The following is a 20,179-nucleotide window of genomic DNA, read 5'->3' on the forward strand; positions in this document are numbered from 1 at the left end:
GACGAGGCCTTCATCAGTGGGGGAGCGGCGACTACTCGCCGTCCTCCGACTTCTTGCGGGGCTTCTTCACCGGCTCGGTCGCGATGACCGTGCTGGGGGTGTTGGGCGTCTCGTCGACGTGCGTCTCGTCGACCGTGAGCGGGGCGTCGGGGAATCCTGCACGCTCATGCGCGCCCTGGATCTCCGCAGCCTCGGTCTCGTCGTTCTGAGCCGTGACGTGGTGCTGGTGAGCATCCGCGGCCTCGACCTCCGCCTGGGTGAGCGGCGCCAGACGGTCCTCGAAGAACCAGCGCGAGATCGAAGAACGGAGGTTCTCCGTCCACGGGATGCGACCCTTCGCGTTCGGACGCACCACGAGCGGCTCGTAGGTGTCGACGTCGATGAGCTTCCAGCGGTCGTACTTGTCGACAGGCTGGTGGACCTCGATGAACTCGCCGCCGGGGAGGCGGACGATGCGGCCCGACTCGTAACCGTGCAGGACGATCTCGCGGTCCTTCTTCTGCAGCGCGATGCAGATGCGCTTGGTGATGAAGTAGCCGAGGATCGGTCCGAGGAAGAGCAGCGCCTGCAGCGTGTGGATGACGCCTTCCATCGTGAGCATGAAGTGCGTCGCGATGAGGTCGGACGATGCAGCGGCCCACAGCACGGCGTAGAAGACCACGCCGGCGACGCCGATCGCGGTGCGGGTCGCGGCGTTGCGCGGACGCTGCGCGATGTGATGCTCGCGCTTGTCGCCGGTCACCCACGCCTCGATGAAGGGGTAGATCGCCACGGCCACGATGAACAGACCGAGGACCAGAACCGGCGCGATGATTCCGAAGGACCAGGTGTGGTTCAGGAAGACGATGTCCCAGTTCGACGGAGCGAGACGCAGGGCGCCATCCGCGAAGCCGATGTACCAGTCCGGCTGCGTGCCGGCGGAGACGGGGGAGGGGTCGTACGGGCCGTAGTTCCAGATCGGGTTGATCTGGAAGAAGGTCGCGATCAACACGATGGTGCCGAAGACGATGAACAGGTAGCCGCCCATCTTGGACATGTAGACCGGCATCATCGGGTAGCCCACGACGTTGTCGTTCGTGCGGCCGGGGCCGGCGAACTGCGTGTGCTTGTTGATGATCATCAGCATCAGGTGCACCACGATCAGCGCGATCACCAGCATCGGCAGCAGCAGGATGTGCAGCGTGTAGAGGCGGCCGACGATGTCGGTGCCCGGGAACTCTCCGCCGAACAGGAGGAAGGAGGTCCACGTGCCGATCAGGGGGAGGCCCTTGATCATTCCGTCGATGATGCGGAGACCGTTACCCGAGAGCAGGTCGTCGGGCAGCGAGTAGCCGGTGAAGCCCTCGGCCATCGCGAGGATGAAGAGGATGAAACCGATCACCCAGTTCAGCTCGCGCGGCTTGCGGAACGCACCGGTGAAGAACACGCGGAGCATGTGCACGCCGATGCCGGCGATGAACACCAGAGCCGCCCAGTGGTGGATCTGGCGGACCAGAAGGCCACCGCGCAGGTCGAAGGAGATGTGCAGGGACGACTCGAGAGCCGCGGACATCTCGATTCCACGCATCGGCGCGTAGGCGCCGGTGTAGTGGGTCTCGACCATCGACGCCTGGAAGAAGAACGTCAGGAAGGTTCCGGAGAGGAACACGACGACGAAGCTCCACAGGGCGATCTCGCCGAGCATGAACGACCAGTGGTCGGGGAAGATCTTGCGACCCAGCTCCTTGACGAAGCCGGAGAGGCTGGTGCGCTCATCGATGTAGTTCGACGCGGCACCGACGAAGCGACCGCCGAGGGGCGCCTTGGTGTCCTTGTCCTCTTTGGACAGCGTTGCGGTGCTCAATGGCGCTCCCAGAAGCTCGGGCCGACGGGTTCCGTGAAGTCGCTGCGTGCGACCAGGTAGCCCTCGTCATCGACGGTGATGGGCAGCTGCGGCAGCGGACGTGCCGCCGGGCCGAAGATGACCTTTGCGTGGTCCGTGACGTCGAACTGCGACTGGTGGCACGGGCACAGCAGGTGATGTGTCTGCTGCTCGTACAGTGCCACAGGGCAGCCGACGTGCGTGCAGACCTTGGAGTAGGCGACGATGCCGTCGTACGACCAGTCCTTGCGGTCCTCGGCCTCGATCAGCTGCTCGGGACGCAGGCGCATCATCAGCACGATGGCTTTGGCCTTCTCCTCGAGGTAACCGTCGCTGTGGCTGAGGGTGGCGAGCTCTTCCGGGATCACGTGGAAAGCGGAGCCGAGCGTGACGTCGGCCGCGCGGATCGGTGTGCCGTCGGGGTCGCGCACCAGGCGTGCTCCCTCTTCCCACATGGTGTGCTTGAGAAGCACGACCGGATCTCCCGCAGTGGGGTCATCCGGTGTGGAGTGCGGAGCCAGTCCGCGGAAGAGCGTCACGCCAGGGATGATCGAGGCGACGATCGCGGCGAACAGCGAGTTGCGGATCATGGTGCGACGGCCGAAACCGGACTCCTCGTTCGCGTCCGAGAAGGCCTTGATGGCCGCCTCACGCGTGGAGTCCTTGCCGCGGGTCGGGTGGCGGTGCTCGATGAACTCCTTGTCGGACATGAGCGCCTTGGACCAGTGGATCGCACCGATGCCGAGGGCCAGCAGCGCGAGAGCGATGCCGAGACCGATGAAGAGGTTGTTCTGACGGATGTCGATGAGCGCGCCGCTCTCGATCGGGAACAGCATGTAGGCGGCGACCGCCCAGATGCTCCCGGCGAGCGAGAGGTAGAACAGCGTGTAGACAGTGCGGACAGCGGCCTTCTCTGCGCGCGGGTCCTTGTCGGTCATCCGCTCGCGGTGCGGCGGAAGCCCGGGGTTCTGCACGGGATCGCTGACTGCGACACCCAGCCCTGGAGAGGGCTGGTAGGCCCTGTCAAGAGCCTGCGAGTCGTCGTCGTGTGCCATGGTGCTCCTCGTACGTTCCTCTTCGATGATTAAGCGTCAGTTGGACTTCGCCGTGATCCACACGGTGACGGCGACGAGCGCGCCGATACCGAAGATCCACACGAACAGGCCCTCGGAGACCGGTCCGAGCGAGCCGAGCGAGAATCCACCGATCTGCACGGACTGCTGCTGGAAGAGCAGTGCCGAGATGATGTCGCGCTTGTCCTCGTCGGACAGGTTCATGTCGCCGAAGACCGGCATGTTCTGCGGGCCGGTGACCATTGCCGCGTACATGTGCAGTGCGCTGGTCTCGCCGAGACCGGGAGCGTACTTGCCCTCGGTGAGCGCTCCACCGGCTGCGGCCACGTTGTGGCACATCGCGCAGTTGACGCGGAAGAGCTCCGCACCGTTGGAGACATCGCCCTTGCCGTCGAGGATGTGGTCCGACGGGAACGTCGGGCCAGGAGCCTCGGACTGGACGAAGGCGGCCATGGCGAGGATCTGGTCCTCGGTGAACTGCGGTGCCTTCTGCGGAGCCTGCGGGCCCTGCATCTGCAGCGGCATGCGGCCGGTCGACAGCTGGAATTCGGTGGCCAGCTCACCCACGCCGTACAGGCTGGGGCCGTTGGCGGTTCCCTGCAGGTCGAGACCGTGGCAGGTGGCGCAGTTGGCGGTGAACAGCTTCTTGCCGTCTTCCACCGTCAGCTGCGAGGTCGCAGCCGACTGGGTGTCGGTCGCGGCGAACGCGGCGGTCGCTCCGGCGTACACAGCGCCGGTGATCATGAGGCCTGCTCCGATGAGCGCGGCCGCCGCCAAAGGGCTGCGACGACCGCTGGAACGGCGCTTCTTCTCTCGTGCCATCTCGGGGATCAGCTCCGCTCTTATTTCAGGAAGTAGATAACGAGGAACAGCACGATCCAGACGACGTCGACGAAGTGCCAGTAGTAGGACACCACGATCGAGGAGGTCGCCTCCTTGTGCCGGAAGTTCTTGACCGCGTAGGCGCGGCCGATGACGAGCAGGAACGCGACCAGGCCACCCGTGACGTGCAGGGCGTGGAAGCCCGTGGTCAGGTAGAACGCGGAGGCGTACGAGTCGGCGCTGATCGGCATGCCTTCAGCCACCAGCTGCGCGTACTCCCAGACCTGGCCGGAGACGAAGATGGCGCCGAGGGCGAAGGTGAGGAAGAACCACTCGACCATTCCCCAGCCGAACAGACGACGGCGGCCGGCGCCGTTCTTCTGTCCCTTGCCGATCTTGTAGGGCTGCAGGTCTTCTGCCGCGAACACGCCCATCTGGCACGTGAACGAGGAGAGCACCAGGATCGCAGTGTTCACTGCGGCGAACGGGACGTTCAGCAGCTCGGTCCGGTCCGCCCACAGCTCCGGAGAGGTGCTGCGGAGGGTGAAGTAGATCGCGAAGAGTCCCGCGAAGAACATCACCTCGCTGCCGAGCCACACAATGGTGCCGACAGCTACCGGGTTGGGCCGCTTAATCGTTCTCGCCGCCTGGGCATACGTCGCTGAGGTCGTCACCCCTCCATTATGGCCGATCCGCGGGCGTGATTCTTGCACCTGCGGGCCCAGGATTGCCTGAGTTCGACTTAGGCGACCCTAAGAAAACACTGCGAATAGCCGGTGAATCCGCGGGAAACAAGGGATGGGCGCTGATCGCACGTCCGCCCGGAAGCATCTGCATGTTTTCTCCGCGCCGATAGGATCGCACACATGGCTGATTCCCTGACCTGGTCCGACGTGCTCACCTCTCTGTTGGAGCGCCGCGATCTCAGTGTGTGGGAGTCGACGTGGGCGATGCGCCAGATCATGCAAGGGAGTGTCACCGAGGCTCAGCTCGCCGGCTTCCTGGTCGCACTTCGGGCGAAGGGGGAGACGATCGACGAGATCGTCGGATTCCGTGACGCGATCCTCGAGGCCGCGGTGCCTCTTCCCGTCTCTCCTGACGTGCTGGACATCGTCGGTACCGGCGGCGATCGCGTCGGTACGGTGAACGTCTCGACCACCGCGGCGATCATCATCGGCGCCACCGGAGTGCCGGTGGTCAAGCACGGCAACCGTGCCGCGAGCTCGGCGTCCGGCTCCTCCGACGTGCTCGGAGCTCTCGGTCTCGAGCTGTCGCTCGATCCGTCGTCGGTCTCCTCCATCCTCGATCGCACCGGGATCACGTTCGCCTGGGCGGGGGCCTTCCATCCCGGGTTCAGGCACGCCGGTTCCGTCCGCGCCGAGCTCGGCGTTCCCACGGTCTTCAACATGCTCGGACCGCTCTGCAACCCGGCCCGCGCGGAGGCCAATGCGGTGGGCGTCGCACAGATCGAGCGCGTTCCCCTCATCACCGGTGTGTTCCGAACGCGTGGCGCGACGGCGCTCGTCTTCCGAGGGGATGACGGGCTCGACGAGCTGACCACCACGGGGCACAGTCGCATCTGGGAGGTCACGCGCGGAGACATCCATGAGCACGATCTCGACCCGCGTGATCTAGGCATCCCGATCGCCGACCTCGCGGACCTGATCGGAGGGTCACCGCAGCACAATGCAGAGGTGCTCAGGCGAACCCTCGCGGGCGAGACGGGCGCGGTGCGGGACATCGTGCTCCTCAACGCCGCCGCGGGCATCGTCGCCTTCGAGCTCTCCCAGGACGCCACACAGGTGCAGCGACCGATCCTCGAACGCCTTCGTGAGGGATACGACAAGGCAGCGGCTGCGGTGGACGACGGCCGCGCGCTGGCCAAGCTCGACCAGTGGATCTCGGTGAGTCGCGAGCTGGCTGCACCGAAGGAGTGACCGTGGATCCCGTCGACGCGCTGCTGGAGATCGCATCTCTGCTCGAGCGCGAGCGGGCCTCCCGGTATCGGGCGAAGGCGTTCCGGCAGGCGGCGGCGACGCTGCAGGACCTTCCCGAGGACGTCCGCGCCGACCCCACGCGGCTGCGCGCGGCGAAGGGGATCGGGGAGTCGACGTTCGCGGTGATCCGGCAGGCTCAGGCCGGGGAGGTGCCGGAGTACCTGGTCGAACTGCGCGGCGATGTCGAGCCGGAGCGGGTATCCGTGCTCCGATCGAAGCTGCGCGGTGATCTCCATGCGCACACTGACTGGTCCGACGGCACCACGCCCATCGCGGTGATGGCCGCGGCAGCGCGTGCGCTCGGGCACGAGTATCAGGCGATCACCGATCACTCGCCGCGACTTCGCGTGGCACGCGGGCTTTCCGCCGAACGGCTGCGGGAGCAGATTCCCTTGGTGCGCAAGGAGTCCGGTGAGGGCTTCACGCTTCTGGCCGGTATCGAGGTGGACATCCTCGAAGACGGCACTCTGGACCAGGAGGACTCTTTGCTCGGCGAGCTCGACATCGTCGTGGCGTCCGTGCATTCCAAGCTGCGCATGGACGCACGACCGATGACCGCGCGGATGATCGCCGCGGTGTCGCATCCGCGGGTGAACGTGCTCGGCCACTGCACCGGGCGATTGGTGCAAGGAGAGCGGGGGACCCGCCCGCAGTCGGTGTTCGATGCGACTGCGGTCTTCGCCGCGTGCGCCGAGAACGGCGTCGCCGTCGAGATCAACTCCCGCCCCGAGCGGCAGGATCCACCGGACGAACTGATCGCGATCGCCCTCGAGGCGGGATGCCTGTTCTCCATCGACTCGGATGCGCACGCACCAGGACAGCTCTCTCTGCTCGATCACGGCGCCGAGCGCGCAGAGCGTGCAGGCGTTCCCGCCTCGCGGATCGTCACGACGTGGGGGCTTTCCCGACTGCTCGCCTGGGCGGAGTAGACGCAGCGGCCCCGAGAACGATCAGGACGCGAGGGCGGCCTTCGACACAGCGGCGACCGCGCGCGTCATGGAGCCGCCGAGATTCCACTTCTCGGCCAGGGTGTTCGCCGCGTCGACCTCTGAGGGGTCGAGCACGTGGAGTGGAACGTCCGGCGCAGTGATGGGGAGGGACCTGGCCACCGCGACCACCGTCGGAGCCACGTCGAGGTAGGCGGTCGCTGCGAGGATCTTCGCGCGTACCCCGGCGCTCATGCCTTCTCCCGTCTCGGCAGCGGCGCGGATGCCCTCGAGGTCGGAGTGCGCCTGCAGGAGCGTCGCGGCGGTCTTGTCTCCGACACCGGGGACGCCGGGGAGGCCGTCGGAGGAATCGCCGCGCATCGTGGCGAAGTCGGCGTACTGGGAGGGGAGTACCCCGTACTTCGCGACGACCGTCGCGTCGGTCACGACTTCGAGATTGCTCATGCCACGCGCGGTGTAGATCACACGCACATCGCGGGCATCGTCGACGAGCTGGAAGAGGTCGCGGTCGCCCGTGACGATGTCTACCGGCATCGTGGCGTCGGTGGCCAGGGTCCCGATGACGTCGTCGGCCTCATGGTCGGCGACACCGATGATGGGGATGCCGATCGCAGCGAGCGTCTCGCGGATGAGGGGGATCTGCGCTTCGAGCGGGTCGGGTACCTCTTCGACATCGGGCCCATTCGCGATGACCTCGACGACGCGGTGCGTCTTGTAGCTCGGGATGAGATCCACGCGCCACTGCGGCCGCCAGTCGTCGTCCCAGCAGGCGATGACGTGCGTGGGCTCGTAGAGCGTGACGAGCTTGGCGACGATGTCGAGCAGACCCCGCGCCGCGTTGATCGGAGAGCCGTCCGGCGCGGTCACCTTGTCGGGGACGCCGTAGAACGCACGGAAGTAGAGGCTGGCGGTGTCGAGCAGCATGAGGCGATCGGTCACGAGCACAGTCTGACACGGGTCTCCGACCCGGCACCGGCCCCCGCGTCGGCGGCGTGGCCCACCAGCCGTGGATGAGACGATCCTGGGTGTCGTGACACACAGGAGTATGAATGCTCTCCCTCGAACGCTGTCCGCTGTGATCCTGGGCGGGGTGGTGCTCGCCGGAGTCCTGGCCGGCTGTGCGGCATCTGCGGGCACCTCCCCGGCTCCGGAGTCGACATCCGACCCCGACGCATCCGATGCCTCGTACGCGCCGCGGGCGGCGTGGCTCGATGCGACGTCGTTCGTGCTGAAGACGTGGGGCGACGCATGCGCACCGCAGATCGGCGACCTCGTGGCGGGGGAGCAGTCGCTGGAGATCGTGCTCGTCGCCGGGCCGGACCAGGCGTGCGCCGCTGTGCAGACGGCGCACGGCCTGTACCTCGGCCTCCCTGCCGGGTTCGACTCCTCCCGCCCTGTCGAGCTGACCGTGACCGAGGTCGGGGGAGAGAAGGCCGAGCTCACCCTGCCGGCACTCGCAACGGGGGAGATCATCCCGGCCGATCGGATGTCGCCGCAGACCCCGGCGGCGGCGTGGATCGACGCGCATGAGCTCGCGATCCTCACATGGGGCTCGTCCACCTGCGTGCCGGCCTCGGGAACGCTGGAAACCGTGAATGCGAAGGAAGGGATCATCCGACTGGAGCCGAGTGCGAACGAGGTGTGCACGATGGACCTGGTCCCGCAGATCACCTTCGTGCCTGCGGAAGGCATCGAGGACGACGCCGTCCTGACCCTCGAGGGCTTCGTCGATGCCGACGGTGCCGCGGCGGTCGTGACTGCCGTGCGATAGCGCGCCTGTCGGTCCGGCTCAGCACCCCGGTGCTGTCGGTCTCTGCTCGCAGGTGTGGGCCACGAGGGCGGTGTGCGCTTCGAAGATGCGTATCTCCCGAGCCGGACCAGGAATCGTGAGCTGCCCGGTCACCGGGAACCAGCCCCCGCCGAGATCGACCTCTGCGGTGTAGCGCACGGTGACGTGGGCCCGGTAGGTGCCGCGCTCGTCATAGGTATGGCTCGTCGTGGTGGGTGTGAACGGTGCCTGGCCGAGCGCTGACCAGGTCTGTCCGCCAGTGCTCGAGGTCGCGGAGGTGCCGTCGCCGTGCACGAACTCATACCCGACAGGCGTGAACCGCACGGTGAGAACCGTGCCGAACAGCGATCCTGAGCGGGTGTGCACCGCTGCTGCAGCGACGAAGTTCGTCGGCATGCCGGCGACGCCGAGGTTGTCGGGCTCTCCCACATTCGCCACGGGATCGGGCGCGAACTGTGCGAGGTCGTTGATGGTGATGGTCGGGGCGGCAGTCGCGTCCTGCGCGGGATCGGTCGGCGGCTCCTCATCGGACACCGCGCGGAAGCACCCTCGGGAACTGTTCCAGTCGTCGAGGCAGGAATCGAAGTCGAACTCGTGCACGGGGAATCCGGGACCGGAGGGGGAGGGTGGAGAGTCTCCTCGGGGCGAGCCGCTGTGGGGTGCACCGGAGGAGGGTTGCGTCTGGGTGCCAGTGGTCGTTACGTGGGTGCCGTCGGTTCCAGCAATAAAGTCCGAGAAACCCGGAGGTTTGTCGGTCTCGCTCAACTGAAAGAGAGCGACAACGAGGCCAATCACGGCTACGACGCGGGACACTGAACTTCTTCGTCTGAGACGGCCGAATCGACTAGCAGTGCGCCTGAGTCGGCGGTTAAGAAAGTGACGCTAAGCCCGTACACGTCGGGACGATCTGGTCTGACTGCTGAGGATCCGTCAGGGCGAACAATCTCAACTGCGCTCACGTCTAAGCAGACCGAGGCGGTTACCTCTGTCAACGGTTCATCGCTGTGCGCCCCGCTGAAGGAGAGCACTCGCGTGTCGCCTCTAACGACTTGTCCTTCTGCATGCATCGCCGAAAAATTCTCGCGATCTGCTCTCTCGACACTCCCGCTCGAAAGTTCAAAAAGCCTCTCAAACGTTGTCGGGTCTGAAGTGTCGATCTCGTTGAGAGCGAGGACATACTCGGTGAACGTCTCCTCGGCGGCGGCAAAGGCTTCTTCTTCCGAGGCGAACGCTGCAGTCGGGGTGGGCGTCGGGGCTGGCGACGGCGTGCATCCGGCGAGGACCATGACGCCGAGAACCATCGCGAAGGCGCCGAAGGGGCGGGACGTGGCGGGAGCGGGAGTCGGCGAGATCACCCCGTCACGGTAGTCGGAAGCGCCACGAGCCCGCGGGAGTTATCCACAGTCGGTCGGTCCGCCGAATCCGACTCCTGCTGTATCAGAACTTCTGATAGCCTTAACCGTCACTCGTGGCGTGCATGCGCATGCCCTCGTGGCGAGAAAACCAAAATCCAACTGCTGTGAAGCATGCTGTCGGCCGTGCGCGGTCTTTGCCTCTCAGCCCGAGTCTCCATTCAACAAGGACAACCCACTACATGACTACCGCAACGACCGCCCCGGCCACCAAGCAGGTCGCCATCAACGACATCGGATCTGCTGAGGACTTCCTGGCCGCGGTCGAGAAGACCCTGAAGTTCTTCAACGACGGCGACATCATCGAAGGCACGATCGTCAAGATCGACCGCGATGAGGTCCTCCTCGATGTCGGCTACAAGACCGAGGGTGTCATCCCCTCGCGTGAGCTCTCGATCAAGCACGACGTCGACCCCAACGAGGTCGTCGCTGTCGGCGATCTGGTCGAGGCCCTCGTTCTCCAGAAGGAGGACAAGGAAGGCCGTCTGATCCTCTCCAAGAAGCGCGCACAGTACGAGCGTGCCTGGGGAGACGTCGAGAAGATCAAGGAGAACGACGGCGTCGTCACCGGTACGGTCATCGAGGTCGTCAAGGGTGGACTCATCGTCGACATCGGCCTCCGTGGCTTCCTGCCGGCGTCGCTCATCGAGCTGCGCCGCGTCCGCGACCTCACGCCGTACCTCGGCCAGGAGATCGAGGCCAAGATCCTCGAGCTCGACAAGAACCGCAACAACGTCGTCCTGAGCCGCCGCGCGCTGCTCGAGCAGACGCAGTCGGAGTCGCGCACCACGTTCCTGAACAACCTGCACAAGGGTCAGGTCCGCAAGGGTGTCGTCTCGTCGATCGTCAACTTCGGTGCGTTCGTCGACCTGGGTGGCGTGGACGGCCTCGTGCACGTCTCCGAGCTGTCCTGGAAGCACATCGAGCACGCCTCCGAGGTCGTCGAGGTGGGCCAGGAGGTCACCGTCGAGATCCTCGAGGTCGACCTCGACCGCGAGCGCGTCTCCCTGTCGCTGAAGGCGACGCAGGAGGACCCGTGGCAGGTCTTCGCCCGTACCCACGCGATCGGTCAGGTCACGCCGGGTAAGGTCACCAAGCTCGTTCCGTTCGGTGCGTTCGTCCGCGTCGCAGACGGCATCGAGGGCCTCGTCCACATCTCCGAGCTCTCCAGCAAGCACGTCGAGCTGGCTGAGCAGGTCGTCTCCGTCGGCGAAGAGGTCTTCGTCAAGGTCATCGACATCGACCTCGAGCGTCGTCGCATCTCGCTGTCGCTGAAGCAGGCCAACGAGTCGGTCGACCCCAACGGCACCGAGTTCGACCCGGCTCTGTACGGCATGCTCGCCGAGTACGACGAGAACGGCGAGTACAAGTACCCGGAGGGCTTCGACGCCGAGACCGGTGCATGGAAGGAAGGCTTCGACGCCCAGCGCGAGGCATGGGAGCAGGAGTACGCTGCAGCCCAGGCTCGCTGGGAGGCGCACAAGGCTCAGGTCGTCAAGGCGGCCGAGGCCGAGGCTGCGGCCGGCGAAGACTTCGGCGGCCAGTCCTTCACGAGCGAGGCTGCCGGCGCCGGCACCCTCGCCGACGACGAGGCTCTCGCCGCTCTGCGCGAGAAGCTCTCGGGCGGCAACGCTTAAACAGCATTCTGAAACGGGTCGTCACCTCGCCTTCGGGCGGGTGTGGCGGCCCGTTTCGCATGTGCGGACCGCGGCTGCCCGCCCGTGACGCAGCGTTACGACCGCATTCGTAACAGAACACGCGCTCGGCCAGCATGGGCATATGACCACCCTGCTGCCGGCGCCGCATACGACCGATGCCTCTGCGGCGGCCGGTGCAGCGCAGGAAGTGCGGCTCGAAGGTGTAGAACGGTCCTTCCCTCTCGCGCGGGGACGCCGCGACGTCCTGCGCGGCGTGGACCTCGAGGTCTCCGCCGGAGAGATCGTCGCCGTCGTCGGGCCTTCCGGCTGCGGAAAGTCGACGCTCCTCCGTCTGGTCGGCGGTCTGGACTCCCCGACACGGGGTGCCATCCGCCTCGAGGACACACCCGTAGCGGCGGTCGACGACCGCACCGCCGTCGCCTTCCAGGAGCCACGACTGCTCCCGTGGCGCACGATCGCCCAGAACGTCGAACTGGGCCTGCCGCGGGGCACCGCGCGCCGCGCGGGACGCGATCGTGTACGAGAACTTCTGCACCTGGTCGGCCTCGACGATGCCGCCGATCAGCGACCGCGGGAGGTATCCGGCGGGATGGCGCAGCGTGCATCCCTCGCCAGAGCCCTTGCCAGGAACCCCGGTGTCCTGCTGCTCGATGAGCCTTTCGGGGCGCTCGACGCGCTCACGCGCCTGCGGATGCACGATCTGCTGCTGAAGATCCACGCCGCAGAGCCGACCACCGTGCTCCTTGTGACGCACGATGTCGAGGAAGCGCTCTATCTCGCCGATCGCGTCCTGCTCCTGCGCACGCTGAGCGCGACCCGGCCTGACGAGTCATCCATCGCCCGCACGATCACCGTGCCAGGCGCCCGTCCCCGTGACCGCGCCGATCGTGGTCTCGCCGACCTGCGCGCCGAGCTCCTCGAGGGCCTCGGCGTAGACACCCACCACCGCACCGCCGAGGAGACCCGATGAGCATCACCACCCGCCGAATCATCCCTGCGATCGCCATCGCGGGGACGATGATGCTCGTCGCCACCGGCTGCGTCGCCGGAGAGAACGCTGCTGCCACCGACGCGAAGCCCACATCCGGCACGACCGAATGGTCGTCCGACACGCTGTCGATCGATTTCGCGACATACAACCCGTTGAGCCTGGTGATCCGCGACCAGGGCATCCTGGAGGACATCCTCGGAGATGACGTCACCGTGGAGTGGGTGCAGTCCGCCGGCTCGAACAAGGCGAACGAACTGCTGCGGTCCGGTTCGGTCGACGTCGGCTCGACGGCCGGCTCCGCAGCGCTCCTGGCCCGAGCGAACGGCTCGCCCATCCAGGTCATCGACATCTTCTCGCAGCCCGAGTGGGCGGCGATCGTCGTCGGACCGGACAGCGACATCACGTCGATCGAAGACCTCACGGGCAAGTCCGTCGCCGCGACCAAGGGGACCGACCCGTACTTCTTCCTGCTCCAGGCGCTCGAAGAAGGGGGCCTGTCGCTGTCGGACGTCGAGGTGCAGAACCTTCAGCACGCGGACGGTCGTGCCGCCCTCGACGGCGGTTCGGTCGATGCGTGGTCCGGCCTCGACCCGATCATGGCAGCCGCCGAGGCGGAGTCGGGCGACAAGCTCGTCTACCGCAACGTCGACTTCAACACGTACGGGTTCCTGAACGCGACCGAGGACTTCATCACGAACCACCCCGACCTCGCGCAAGCGGTCGTGGATGCGTACGAGAAGGCACGAGAGTGGGCGCTGGCGAACCCCGACGAGACGGCAGCGCTCCTCGCCGAGGTGGCAGGCATCGACATCGGCGTCGCCACCACCGTGATCCAGGAGCGTTCGAACCTCGACGTGAGCGGCATCCCGGGTGACGATCAGATCGGCGTCCTGGAGAAGATCGCGCCCGTGCTCGTCGAGTCCGGCGACGTGCAGGGCGGCAAGGAGTCGGTGGACAAGGCGCTGTCCTCGATCGTGAACGCGACGTTCGCCGAGAAGGCGGTCGGCGGCGAGTGAGCGAACTCGACCAGCGCGTGCTCGTGCCCGCGGACTCGCGGGACGCGCTCGACTTCGCCAAGGGCGAGCTCCGACGTCCGAACCGCAGCGCACGACGATCCTGGGACCGCCCCGTCGTGCGGATCGTGGCAGGGCTGCTGCTCCCGGCGATCATCCTGATCGTCTGGCAGGTGGTGACGACGAACGGACTCGTCCCGCCCTACCGTCTGCCCACACCCGTCTCGGTCCTCCAGGCAGGCATCGAGCTGGCCGAGACCGGGCAGCTCTGGACGCACATCGCCATCTCGGTGCAGCGCGTACTGCTCGGATTCGCGATCGGCTCGGTGATCGGACTCGCCGCGGCCGGTGTGGTGGGCCTGTCACGGCTCGGGGACGTGCTGCTGAGCCCGACGCTCGCCGCCGTGAGGGCTGTGCCCTCGTTGGCCTGGGTGCCGCTGCTCATCCTCTGGATGCAGATCGGTGAGGAGTCGAAGGTCACGCTGATCGCGATCGGAGCGTTCTTCCCCGTCTACACGACCGTCGCCTCGGCGCTCCGACACGTGGATCCGCAGCTCGTCGAGGCCGGGCGCTCGTTCAGCCTGCGCGGATGGTCACTGTTCCGCATCGTGCAGCTGCCCGCGGTCGTACCGTCCGTCGTGTCCGGGCTCCGCCTCGCGCTCGCACAGGCGTGGCTGTTTCTGGTGGCCGCAGAGCTCATCGCTTCCTCGATGGGCCTCGGCTTCCTGCTGACCGACTCCCAGAACAGTGGCCGTGTCGATCGGATCCTGCTCTCGATCGTGCTGCTGGCACTGCTCGGTACGGTGACCAACGGAGTCCTCGCCCTGGCAGAGAAGTACCTGCTGCGACGGTGGGTGTGAGCGTGACCGAGGCCCGGCTGCAGGAGACACGCGTCTACGCGCCGTCGAACGACTTCCCGGAGGCGAACGTCTCCGGTGAGGCCTATGCGCGCGCGGCAGCGGATCCCGTCGCATTCTGGGAGGACGCCGCTCGACGCCTCGACTGGGCGAAGCCGTGGGACACCGCGCACGAGTGGGAGCCTCCGATCGGAGATGCGGTTCCCGCCGCGCGCTGGTTCGTCGGAGGGCGGATCAACGTGGCCGTCAACTGCGTGGACCGGCACGTCGATGCCGGTCGGGGAGCCAAGGTGGCGCTGTACTTCGAAGGGGAGGCGGGCGACCGCATCGCGGTGACGTACTCCGATCTGCAGCAGCGGGTCGCACGCGCCGCGAATGCTCTCGTGGCGCTCGGCATCGAGCCGGGTGATCGTGTGGTGATCTACCTGCCTGTGCTCGTGGAGACGATCGTCATCACGCTCGCCTGTGCCCGGATCGGAGCCGTGCACTCCCTGGTATTCGGGGGATTCTCCGCGGAGGCCGTGCGCTTCCGCCTCGAGGACACCGGAGCGAAGCTGCTGGTGACGAGCGACGGACAGTTCCGACGCGGCACCGCCACCGAGGTGAAGTCGACGGCCGATGCGGCGGCCGCGGACCTCCCCGACCTCGAGCATGTGCTCGTGCTCCGACGCACGGGCCAGCAGGTGCCGTGGACCGAAGGTCGGGACGTCTGGTGGCACGAGGCGGTCGACACGGCATCGCCGGCGCACGACGCCCCGGCGTTCGATGCCGAGCATCCTCTCTTCATCATCTACACGTCCGGCACCACCGGGAAGCCGAAGGGACTCGTCCACACGTCGGGCGGATACCTCACGCAGGCGAGCTGGGCGCACTGGGCGCATTTCGACGCGAAGCCCGACGACGTGCACTGGTGCACGGCCGATCTGGCCTGGGTGACCGCGCACACCTACGAGATCTACGGTCCGCTGTCGAACGGGCTGACCCAGGTCATCTACGAAGGCACGCCGGACTCGCCGCACCGGGAGCGGCACCTCGAGATCATCGAGCGCTACGGCGTGACCGTCTACTACACGGCGCCCACGCTGATCCGTACCTTCATGACCTGGTTCGGCGCCGATCTCCCTGGGGGCCACGACCTCTCGACGCTCCGTCTGCTCGGTACGGTGGGCGAGGCGATCAATCCCGAGGCGTGGGTATGGTTCCGGAAGAACTTCGGCCGGGATGCGCTGCCGGTGATCGACACCTGGTGGCAGTCCGAGACCGGTGCCGCGATGATCGCCCCGCTGCCGGGCGTCACGCGCCTCAAGCCGGGCTCGGCCTCGGTGCCGCTCCCGGGGATCGATGCCGCGGTGGTCGATGCCGAGGGGCATCCGGTCGAACCGGGACGTTCGGGGACGCTCGTCGTGCGCCGACCCTGGCCGGGCATGGCCCGCACCGTCTGGGGTGATCCGGAGCGCTATCGCGACTCGTACTGGTCGGCCTACGCCGGTCGGGGAGAGTTCGGCGGCTTCTACGTCGCCGGCGACGGGGCGACCGTCGACATCGACGGGTACATCTGGATCCTCGGGCGACTCGATGACGTCGTCAACGTCTCGGGTCACCGACTCTCCACCATCGAGATCGAGTCGGCCCTCGTCGCTCACGACACCGTCGGCGAAGCCGGTTCAGCCGGGGTCTCCGATCCCGTCACCGGCCAGGCCGTCGTCGCGTTCGTGACGGCTTCGGGCCGGGCCGAGGTGACGCCGGCCGACCTCCGCGCTCAGGTCGCGCGGTCGATCGGCCCCGTCGCCAAGCCGAAGCACATCGTCGTGGTCCCCGACCTGCCCAAGACCCGGTCGGGCAAGATCATGCGCCGGCTCCTGGCGCAGCTCTGGGAGGCCGAGCAGGCACGAAGGCAGGGTCGCGAGGCCCTGCCGCTCGGTGACACGACGTCGTTGCAGAATCCCTGGGCCGTCGCGGACATCGCCGACGTGCTCTCCACAGCGGAACTGCGCTCTTGAACTCCGCTTCTGAATCGAGGACATCATGACCGAAGAACACCGCTTCGGATTCCGCACCAGAGCCCTCCATGCGGGGGGAACGCCGGATGCCGCCACCGGGGCCAGGGCGGTGCCGATCTACCAGACCACCTCGTTCGTCTTCGACGACGCCGCGGATGCCGGCAACCTGTTCGCCCTGCAGAAGTACGGCAACATCTACTCGCGTATCGGAAACCCGACGGTCGCGGCTCTCGAAGAGCGCCTCGCATCGCTGGAGGGTGGAATCGGCGCCGTCGCGACGGCTTCCGGGATGAGCGCGGAGTTCATCACGTTCGCGGCCCTGGTCGGAGCAGGCGATCATGTCGTCGCCGCCGCCCAGCTCTACGGTGGCACGGTCACGCAGCTCGACGTCACGCTGCGTCGCTTCGGGGTCGAGACCACGTTCGTCGCCTCGACCGATCCCGAGGACTTCGCCGCCGCGATCCGTCCGGAGACGAAGGTGGTCTACGTCGAGATGATCGGCAACCCCTCCGGGGAGATCGCCGACATCGAAGGACTCGCCGAGATCGCCCACGCGGCCGGTGTCCCGCTCGTGGTCGACGCGACGCTCGCCACGCCCTACCTCGCCCGTCCGCTCGAGCACGGCGCCGACATCGTCATCCACTCCGTGACGAAGTTCCTCGGAGGACACGGCACCACCCTCGGCGGCGTCGTCATCGAGAAGGGCGCTTTCGACTGGGGCAACGGCAAGTTCCCGCAGATGACCGAACCCGTCGAGTCGTACGGCGGCATCAAGTGGTGGGACAACTTCGGCGAGTACGGCTTCCTCACCAAGCTCCGTTCCGAGCAACTGCGGGACATCGGCCCCGCGCTCAGCCCGCAGTCGGCGTTCAACCTGCTCCAGGGGATCGAGACCCTTCCACAGCGCATAGACGCCCACCTCGCGAACGCCCGCGTCGTCGCGGACTGGCTCGCCTCGGACCCTCGTGTGGCCTACGTCACCTGGGCCGGGCTCGAAGGACACCCGCACCACGCACGCGCAGCCAAGTACCTGCCTCTCGGTCCCGGCTCGGTGTTCGCGTTCGGGGTCGCGGCGCCGGACGGTCGCGCGGCGGGGGAGACCCTGATCGAGAATCTGCAACTGGCCTCGCACCTCGCGAACATCGGCGACGCGCGCACGCTCGTGATCCATCCGGCCTCGACGACGCACCGGCAGCTCACAGAGGATCAGCTGGTCGCCGCGGGCGTGCGTCCCGACCTCATCCGCATCTCAGTCGGTCTGGAAGACGCCGACGACATCATCTGGGACCTCGACCAGGCCCTCACCACGGCGACGGGAGCGAACCGATGAGCACGACGAGTTCGGGCGATGCCTGCGCGCTGCCGGCTGTGACCGATGCGGCGACGTGTGCACTGCCCGGTGGGACTCCCGTCGCGGTCGCGGTGCCGGGGCGCACCTGGAGCGGACCGAACCAGCAGGAGCGATTCGGCCTGCTGCGACGCGCGAGGTCGATCGCGATCGTCGGGGCGTCGAACAACCCCGCCCGCGCGTCCTACTTCGTCGCGACCTACCTGCTCTCCAGCACGAACTACGACGTCTACCTGGTGAACCCGCGGGAGACCGAGATCCTCGGGCAGCCCGTCTACGCGACCCTGAGCGATCTGCCCGTCGTCCCCGACATCGTCGACGTGTTCCGACGCCACGACGACCTCCCCGGCGTGGCACAGGAGGCCATCGACGCGGGCGCGCAGACGCTGTGGCTGCAGCTGGGCTCGTGGAACGAGGATGCCGCGGCGATCGCCGAGGGCGCGGGGCTGTCCGTGGTGATGGACCGTTGCATCAAGATCGAGCACGCGCGGTTCCATGGCGGACTCCACCTGGCCGGCTTCGATACCGGTGTGATCAGCTCCCGTCGCCAGTTGCGCGCGAGATGAGTCGCGTCGGGGCGAAGCCTAGACTGACCGCATGCCTCTCATCGCACTCACCGGCGGTATCGCTTCCGGGAAGTCGACCATCGCCCGCCGCCTGGCCGAGTACGGTGCCGTCATCGTCGACGCCGATCAGATCGTTCGCGATGTGCAGTCTCCCGGTTCGCCGGTGCTCGTCAGGATCGCCGAGACCTTCGGCGACGACGTCATCTCCTCGGACGGCTCCCTCGACAGGGCGGCGCTCGGTGCGAAGGTGTTCGGCGATGCGGGTCTCCTCGCGCAGCTCAACGCGATCGTCCACCCCGCAGTCCGTGAGGAATCCCAGCGGCGCTTCGATGCGGCCGTCCGCGGCGACGCGGATGCCGTGGTCGTCTACGACGTGCCGCTCCTGGTCGAGGCGAGGGTAGACGATCCCTGGGATCTCATCGTCGTCGCGCACGCGCCGGCTGACGTGCGCCGCGAGCGTCTCGTCGAGTTGCGCGGCATGGGTGAGGGTGCAGCGCAGGAGCGTATCGACGCCCAAGTATCCGACGACCGCCGTCTCGCGATCGCCGACGTCGTGATCGATACGTCGGGCACCGTGGAGAGCACGATCGAGCAGGCCGACGCCCTCTGGCAGCGGATCAGTTCACGGTGACGTTCGCGGGTCACACCCCGGGATCACGCGAGTACCGCCGGCTCCTCGTCGGTCTGTTCTTCGCCGGGGTCGCGACTTTCGCCCAGCTGTATTCGGCACAGGCCGTGCTGCCGCAGATCTCGGCCGAGCTCTCGGTCACGCCGGCGACGGCTGCGCTGAGTGTGTCGGCTGCCACGCTCGGCTTGGCGCTGGCCGTCATCCCCTGGTCGATGGTGGCCGATCGCATCGGTCGCGTGCCTGCCATGGCCACCGGGGTGCTCACCGCCACGGGACTCGGCCTCGTCGCCCCGCTGAGCGGAGAGATCGCCGCGCTGCTGGTCCTGCGATTCGCGGAGGGGATGGCGCTGGGGGCCGTACCCGCAGTGGCACTGGCCTATCTCAGCGAAGAGGTCGAAGTACGTCATACCGCCGCTGCCGCGGGGAGCTACATCGCCGGGACCACGGTCGGTGGACTGCTCGGGCGCATCGTCTCGGGGATCGTCGGGGAAGTGGGAGGCTGGCGGACCGGCATCCTCTCGGTCGCGGTAATGTGCGCGCTCGCCGCCGTTCTGTTCCTCTGGCTCACACCCCGCGCCAGGGGATTCGTCCCCGGTCGTCTGCGCACCGATCGAGGGCCCGGCATCCTGGCGAAGCTCATGGCGCCTCTGCGTTCACCTCTGCAGTGGGCCCTGTACGCGCAGGGATTCCTGCTGATGGGTGCCTTCGTCGCGGTGTACAACTACCTCGGGTTCCATCTCTCGGCCGCACCGTTCCTCCTTCCCGCCTGGCTGGTCACCCTGCTGTTCCTGGCATACCTGGCCGGCACGGTGTCGTCGCCGTGGGCCGGGACGCTCGCCTCGCGGGCCGGGCGATTCCTGGTCCTGCTCTCCTCGATCGGAGTGATGGCCGTGGGTGCCGCACTGCTGCTGCTTCCGGTGGCCGGCGTCGTCCTGGCCGGGCTCGTGCTGTTCACCGCCGGGTTCTTCGGCGCGCACGCCATCGCCTCGGGGTGGACGCCCGTCGCGGCCGACCCCGCCAGCAGGGCACAGGCATCCTCGCTGTACTACTTCGCCTACTACGCCGGGTCGAGTGTGTTCGGGTGGCTGCTCGGTCTCGTGTTCGGTTCGACGACCTGGGGCTGGTTCGTCGCCGTCATCGTCGCGATGTGCGGTGCTGCCGCGCTCGCGGCGGTCGCCGCTCTCCGTGGTGCCGAGAGCGGCCGCCCCGCCGTCTGA

19 protein-coding genes are annotated in these 20,179 nt (G+C 67.2%); 12 read left to right on the top strand and 7 right to left on the bottom strand.

Features of this window, described 5'->3' with window-relative positions; all coding sequences use genetic code 11:
* Window positions 1-31 precede the first annotated feature (31 nt).
* The 4 genes from ABRP18_RS06965 to ABRP18_RS06980 are packed head-to-tail and all read right to left on the bottom strand — an operon-like array spanning window position 32 to window position 4,334.
* A complete protein-coding gene (locus tag ABRP18_RS06965; RefSeq protein WP_058632813.1) occupies window positions 32-1,843 on the bottom strand; it encodes a cytochrome bc complex cytochrome b subunit in 1,812 nt (603 codons plus the stop codon).
* The gene (locus tag ABRP18_RS06970) at window positions 1,840-2,916 is read right to left on the bottom strand and encodes a ubiquinol-cytochrome c reductase iron-sulfur subunit (protein WP_046749295.1); all 1,077 of its coding nucleotides are present in this window, start codon (window positions 2,914-2,916) and stop codon (window positions 1,840-1,842) included. Before ABRP18_RS06970 ends, ABRP18_RS06965 begins: the two co-directional genes overlap by 4 nt.
* 36 nt (window positions 2,917-2,952) lie before the next feature.
* Window positions 2,953-3,756: a c-type cytochrome gene (locus ABRP18_RS06975; RefSeq protein WP_058632814.1), complete on the bottom strand. Its 804-nt coding sequence runs from the start codon at window positions 3,754-3,756 to the stop codon at window positions 2,953-2,955.
* A 20-nt stretch (window positions 3,757-3,776) separates the two neighbouring features.
* Entirely contained in the window at window positions 3,777-4,334 is a 558-nt protein-coding gene (locus ABRP18_RS06980; protein ID WP_227751204.1) for a heme-copper oxidase subunit III, read from the bottom strand.
* A gap of 288 nt (window positions 4,335-4,622) precedes the next feature.
* Between ABRP18_RS06980 and trpD the strand changes: the two genes are divergently transcribed.
* Window positions 4,623-5,693: an anthranilate phosphoribosyltransferase gene (gene trpD, locus ABRP18_RS06985; protein WP_046749293.1), complete on the top strand. Its 1,071-nt coding sequence runs from the start codon at window positions 4,623-4,625 to the stop codon at window positions 5,691-5,693.
* 2 nt (window positions 5,694-5,695) lie between these two features.
* Window positions 5,696-6,682 carry a PHP domain-containing protein gene (locus ABRP18_RS06990; protein ID WP_349884401.1) on the top strand — a complete coding sequence of 329 codons (987 nt, stop codon included), beginning with the start codon at window positions 5,696-5,698 and terminating at the stop codon, window positions 6,680-6,682.
* Between the two features lie 21 nt (window positions 6,683-6,703).
* Here the strand turns inward: ABRP18_RS06990 and ABRP18_RS06995 are convergent, their stop codons facing one another.
* On the bottom strand, window positions 6,704-7,639 hold the full coding sequence (locus tag ABRP18_RS06995) for a 5'-3' exonuclease (RefSeq protein WP_058632820.1): 936 nt from the start codon (window positions 7,637-7,639) through the stop codon (window positions 6,704-6,706).
* A gap of 106 nt (window positions 7,640-7,745) precedes the next feature.
* Between ABRP18_RS06995 and ABRP18_RS07000 the strand changes: the two genes are divergently transcribed.
* Window positions 7,746-8,471 (top strand): hypothetical protein, encoded by a 726-nt coding sequence (locus tag ABRP18_RS07000; protein WP_058632816.1) that lies wholly within the window; start codon window positions 7,746-7,748, stop codon window positions 8,469-8,471.
* Window positions 8,472-8,489: 18 nt separating this feature from the next.
* On the opposite strand, the gene ABRP18_RS07005 is transcribed toward ABRP18_RS07000, so the two are convergent.
* Together ABRP18_RS07005 and ABRP18_RS07010 are read right to left on the bottom strand one after the other, a co-directional pair.
* Window positions 8,490-9,089, bottom strand: a complete 600-nt coding sequence (locus ABRP18_RS07005) for a hypothetical protein (RefSeq protein WP_227750956.1) — start codon at window positions 9,087-9,089, stop codon at window positions 8,490-8,492.
* A 197-nt stretch (window positions 9,090-9,286) separates the two neighbouring features.
* Window positions 9,287-9,844 (bottom strand): hypothetical protein, encoded by a 558-nt coding sequence (locus ABRP18_RS07010; RefSeq protein WP_349884402.1) that lies wholly within the window; start codon window positions 9,842-9,844, stop codon window positions 9,287-9,289.
* Window positions 9,845-10,083: 239 nt separating this feature from the next.
* Between ABRP18_RS07010 and rpsA the strand changes: the two genes are divergently transcribed.
* The 9 genes from rpsA to ABRP18_RS07055 all read left to right on the top strand — a co-directional run bounded on the left by rpsA (window position 10,084) and on the right by ABRP18_RS07055 (window position 20,179).
* Window positions 10,084-11,538: a 30S ribosomal protein S1 gene (gene rpsA / locus ABRP18_RS07015; protein WP_046749289.1), complete on the top strand. Its 1,455-nt coding sequence runs from the start codon at window positions 10,084-10,086 to the stop codon at window positions 11,536-11,538.
* Between the two features lie 142 nt (window positions 11,539-11,680).
* Entirely contained in the window at window positions 11,681-12,529 is an 849-nt protein-coding gene (locus tag ABRP18_RS07020) for an ABC transporter ATP-binding protein (protein ID WP_046749288.1), read from the top strand.
* Window positions 12,526-13,566, top strand: a complete 1,041-nt coding sequence (locus ABRP18_RS07025) for an aliphatic sulfonate ABC transporter substrate-binding protein (RefSeq protein ID WP_141369298.1) — start codon at window positions 12,526-12,528, stop codon at window positions 13,564-13,566. Before ABRP18_RS07020 ends, ABRP18_RS07025 begins: the two co-directional genes overlap by 4 nt.
* A complete protein-coding gene (locus tag ABRP18_RS07030; RefSeq protein ID WP_058632237.1) occupies window positions 13,563-14,423 on the top strand; it encodes an ABC transporter permease in 861 nt (286 codons plus the stop codon). The genes ABRP18_RS07025 and ABRP18_RS07030 overlap by 4 nt, the downstream gene beginning before the upstream one ends.
* Window positions 14,414-16,420, top strand: a complete 2,007-nt coding sequence (gene acs, locus ABRP18_RS07035) for an acetate--CoA ligase (RefSeq protein WP_374168971.1) — start codon at window positions 14,414-14,416, stop codon at window positions 16,418-16,420. Before ABRP18_RS07030 ends, acs begins: the two co-directional genes overlap by 10 nt.
* A 25-nt stretch (window positions 16,421-16,445) precedes the next feature.
* Complete coding sequence (locus ABRP18_RS07040; RefSeq protein WP_058632239.1) at window positions 16,446-17,750, top strand: O-acetylhomoserine aminocarboxypropyltransferase/cysteine synthase family protein; 1,305 nt, start codon at window positions 16,446-16,448, stop codon at window positions 17,748-17,750.
* Window positions 17,747-18,334, top strand: coding sequence for a CoA-binding protein (locus tag ABRP18_RS07045; protein WP_141369304.1), 588 nt, complete (start codon window positions 17,747-17,749; stop codon window positions 18,332-18,334). Before ABRP18_RS07040 ends, ABRP18_RS07045 begins: the two co-directional genes overlap by 4 nt.
* Window positions 18,335-18,365: 31 nt before the next feature.
* Window positions 18,366-18,965 carry a dephospho-CoA kinase gene (gene coaE / locus ABRP18_RS07050; protein WP_349884404.1) on the top strand — a complete coding sequence of 200 codons (600 nt, stop codon included), beginning with the start codon at window positions 18,366-18,368 and terminating at the stop codon, window positions 18,963-18,965.
* On the top strand, window positions 18,962-20,179 hold the full coding sequence (locus ABRP18_RS07055; protein ID WP_113680214.1) for an MFS transporter: 1,218 nt from the start codon (window positions 18,962-18,964) through the stop codon (window positions 20,177-20,179). The genes coaE and ABRP18_RS07055 overlap by 4 nt, the downstream gene beginning before the upstream one ends.

Source organism: Microbacterium sp. WHRI 7836 (genome assembly GCF_040223885.2).
Classification (GTDB): Bacteria; Actinomycetota; Actinomycetes; order Actinomycetales; family Microbacteriaceae; genus Microbacterium; species Microbacterium oxydans.